At 66.4% G+C, this 3,247-nt stretch carries 3 protein-coding genes; all 3 read left to right on the top strand.

Features of this window, described 5'->3' with window-relative positions; translation table 11 throughout:
* Positions 1–26: 26 nt before the first annotated feature.
* From AX744_RS07890 to AX744_RS07900, 3 genes are read left to right on the top strand one after another with little or no spacing between them, the layout of a single operon-like run.
* Positions 27–1,337, top strand: a complete 1,311-nt coding sequence (locus tag AX744_RS07890) for an ABC transporter substrate-binding protein (RefSeq protein ID WP_046747516.1) — start codon at positions 27–29, stop codon at positions 1,335–1,337.
* Positions 1,338–1,340: 3 nt separating this feature from the next.
* Positions 1,341–2,303 (top strand): carbohydrate ABC transporter permease, encoded by a 963-nt coding sequence (locus AX744_RS07895; RefSeq protein WP_046747515.1) that lies wholly within the window; start codon positions 1,341–1,343, stop codon positions 2,301–2,303.
* Positions 2,300–3,220, top strand: coding sequence for a carbohydrate ABC transporter permease (locus AX744_RS07900; protein ID WP_197077676.1), 921 nt, complete (start codon positions 2,300–2,302; stop codon positions 3,218–3,220). The genes AX744_RS07895 and AX744_RS07900 overlap by 4 nt, the downstream gene beginning before the upstream one ends.
* Positions 3,221–3,247: the final 27 nt, after the last annotated feature.

Raw genomic sequence — 3,247 nt, forward strand, 5'->3', positions numbered from 1 at the left:
CCCCCACCCCCATCGAGAGGCACATCGTGAAGAACAAGATCTTGACGACCGCAGCGGGATTCGGCACCGTCGCCGTCCTCGCACTCACCGGCTGCTCCGCAGGCTCCGGCCCCTCCGACGACGGCTCCGTCCAGCTGCAGATGGTCGAGAGCCTGACCAACCCCGCCCGTACGGAGCTGCTGCGCGGGCTGCTCGACGACTTCGAGAAGGCCAACCCGAAGATCACCGTCACCCTCGTCTCCCCGCCCACCGAGCAGGCCGACCAGAAGATCCAGCAGATGCTGCAGTCCGGCAAGGGCGTCGACGTGCTCGAGGTGCGCGACATCACCGTCGGGCCGTTCGCGAACAACGGCTGGCTGTACGACCTCGGCCCCGACCTGAAGAAGTGGGACGGCTGGGACGCGCTGACCGAGAACGCGCAGTCCGCCTCGGTCGCGGAGGACGGGAAGAGCTACTTCGTCCCCTACGGCTTCTACGGGCTGTCGCTGTTCTACCGCACCGACCTCGTGAAGGATGCCGGCTTCGACGGCCCGCCGCACAGCTGGAAGGACCTGCTGGAGCAGGCGTCGGCGATCCAGGACCCGTCGAACAACATCTACGGGTACGCCTTCCGCGGCGGCCAGAACGCGAACAGCAACGTCGTCGCGGCGATCGAGGCCTACACGATCGACGGCCTCGACACGGAGGACGCGTTCCTCATGAAGGACGGCTCGACGATCTTCGCGGCTCCCGAGGCACAGGATGCCGTCGACGACTACTTCGACCTCTTCAAGGAGGCGTCGCCGCCGTCCGCCGTGTCGTGGGGCTACCCCGAGATGGTCGCCGGGTTCACGAACGGCACAACGGCCTTCCTCCTGCAGGACCCGGAGGTCATCGCGACGGTGCAGGACTCGTCGCTGACCGAGGACCAGTGGGACACCGCCCCGCTGCTCGTCGGCCCGTCCGGCAAGGCCGCGCAGCCCCTCGCCGTCGCCGGCTGGGGCGTCGCGGAGAACAGCGAGAACAAGGAGGCGGCGGTCAAGCTGGTCGAGTTCCTGTCGTCCGCCGAGCCCGCGACCGAGTTCGCGCAGGCCAACAGCCTGGTGCCCATCATCGCCTCCGCCGCAGATGACGACTTCTACTCGTCCGGCCCGTGGACCAGCTACGTCACCATGACCGAGGACCCGGAGACCTACGTCAACGTGCGCCAGCCGCGCGGGGTCAGCTGGTGGACCGAGTGGATCCAGAAGTCCGACCAGGACGTGCAGAACGTGCTGCTCGGCAACATGTCCACGAAGGATCTCCTCGCCTCGTGGGATGCGTTCTGGACCGAGAAGTACGCCGCGGAGAAGGGTTGATCCGTGGCCCGCACCGCTCATGAGGGAGGCTCCGTCGGCACTGCTTCGCAGCAGCCGGCCGGCGGGGCCTCCCCGGCATCGCGTCGCCGCCCCTTCCGGGGCCGCACGGCGCTCACGCTGCTGGCGTTCCTCGCGCCGGCGATCGTCTTCGTCTGCTGGTTCACCTACTGGCCGATGCTGCAGGGCGCACGCATGGCCTTCCACGACTGGAACCTGTGGGACCTGACGTCGACGCCGTTCGTGGGTTTCGACAACTTCCTCGCCGTGTTCCGGGATCCCGCCTTCCCGACCGTCGCCTGGAACTCGGTGCTCTGGGTGGTCGGCTCGCTCGTGCCGCAGCTCGTGATCGGCTTCCTCATCGCGCTCGCGCTGCGCAAGCGTTTCCGCTTCCGCGGGCTCTACCAGGCGCTGGTGTTCTTCCCGTGGGCGGTGTCCGGCTTCCTGATCGGCATGCTGTTCCGCTGGATGTTCAACGCCGAGTTCGGCGTCGTCAACGACCTGCTCATGAAAGCGGGCCTGATCGACGCCCCGCTGCCGTGGCTGGCCGACCCGAAGCTCGCGATGTTCGCCGTGATCGTCGCGAACATCTGGTACGGCGTGACCTTCTTCGCGATCATGATCCTCGCAGCTCTGCAGTCGGTGCCGGACGAGATGCTGGAGGCGGCGAGCCTGGACGGCGCCGGCAAGGTGCGGCAGCTGTTCTCCATCATCATCCCGTACATCTCGATGACGCTGCTGCTGACGATCCTGCTGCGCGTGATCTGGATCTTCAACTTCCCCGACATCATCTACGCGATGACGAACGGCGGCCCGGCCAACCAGACCCACATCATCACGACCTGGATGATCAACTACACGCAGCAGGGCAACTACGGCATCGCGAGCGCCATCGGGCTCATCGTCGTGGCATTCCTCATGGTCTTCTGCGCGTTCTACCTGATGGCGATGCGGAGAGTGCAGCGATGACCATCACCTCATCCGTCCGGACCGGATCCTCGGTCACGGAGACCCGTCGCATCACGGTCCCCGACCCGAAGGCCGCACCGCGCCCGAAGCCCCGTGTCACGGCGGGCGGCGTGGTGCGTGTCGTCGGCCTGGGGCTGTGGCTGCTGATCACCCTGTTCCCGCTGTACTGGATCACGCTCACCGCGTTCAAGTCGCCGGGGACCATCAACCGCTTCCCGATCGAGTACTGGCCGAGCGAACCCTCGCTGGACAACTTCACGAGCCTGTTCGAGAAGAGCTCGTTCGGGACGTTCCTGGCGAACTCGGCCATCGTGGCGGTTTCAGCCGGGGCGGTGGCGACGCTCATCGCGCTGCTCAGCGCCTACGTGCTGGCGCGGTTCGAGTTCCGCGGCAAGGGGGCGGTGCTCATCGCGTTCCTGTTGACGCAGATGATCCCGGCGTTCATCGCCCTCGGACCGCTGTACTCGATGATGACCGACCTCGGCCTCGTCGACACCAAGCCGGGGCTCATCCTCGTCTACATCGCGATCTGCATCCCGTTCTCCACGGTCATGCTGCGGGGCTTCTTCGAGAACGTCCCCGACGCGCTCGAAGAAGCGGCGATGATCGACGGCTGCTCGCGCCTTGGCGCCCTGTTCCGGGTGCTCGTGCCGGTGATGACCCCCGGCATCATCGCGGCGTTCATCTTCAACTTCGTGAACTGCTGGAACGAGTTGTTCCTGTCGGTCGTGCTGATGAACACCGACGCGAACCGCACCGTGCCATCGGCGCTGAACGGCTTCATCTCCACGTTCAACATCGACTGGGGCTCCATGAGCGCCGCGGCTGTGCTGACGATCCTCCCGACGATGGTGATGTTCGCCCTCGCGAGCCGCTGGATCGTGCAGGGCCTCACCGCCGGCGCGGTGAAGGAGTAACCCAGCGCCGAGACCCACCCCCAACGC

Source organism: Microbacterium sp. CCH5-D1 (assembly GCF_001557335.1).
GTDB classification, from domain to species: Bacteria; Actinomycetota; Actinomycetes; order Actinomycetales; family Microbacteriaceae; genus Microbacterium; species Microbacterium oxydans.

What these genes read in the sequence shown, in the direction of transcription:
- AX744_RS07900 (WP_197077676.1), top strand. Translation starts at nt 2,300, where the DNA reads ATGACCATCACCTCATCCGTCCGGACCGGATCCTCGGTCACGGAGACC.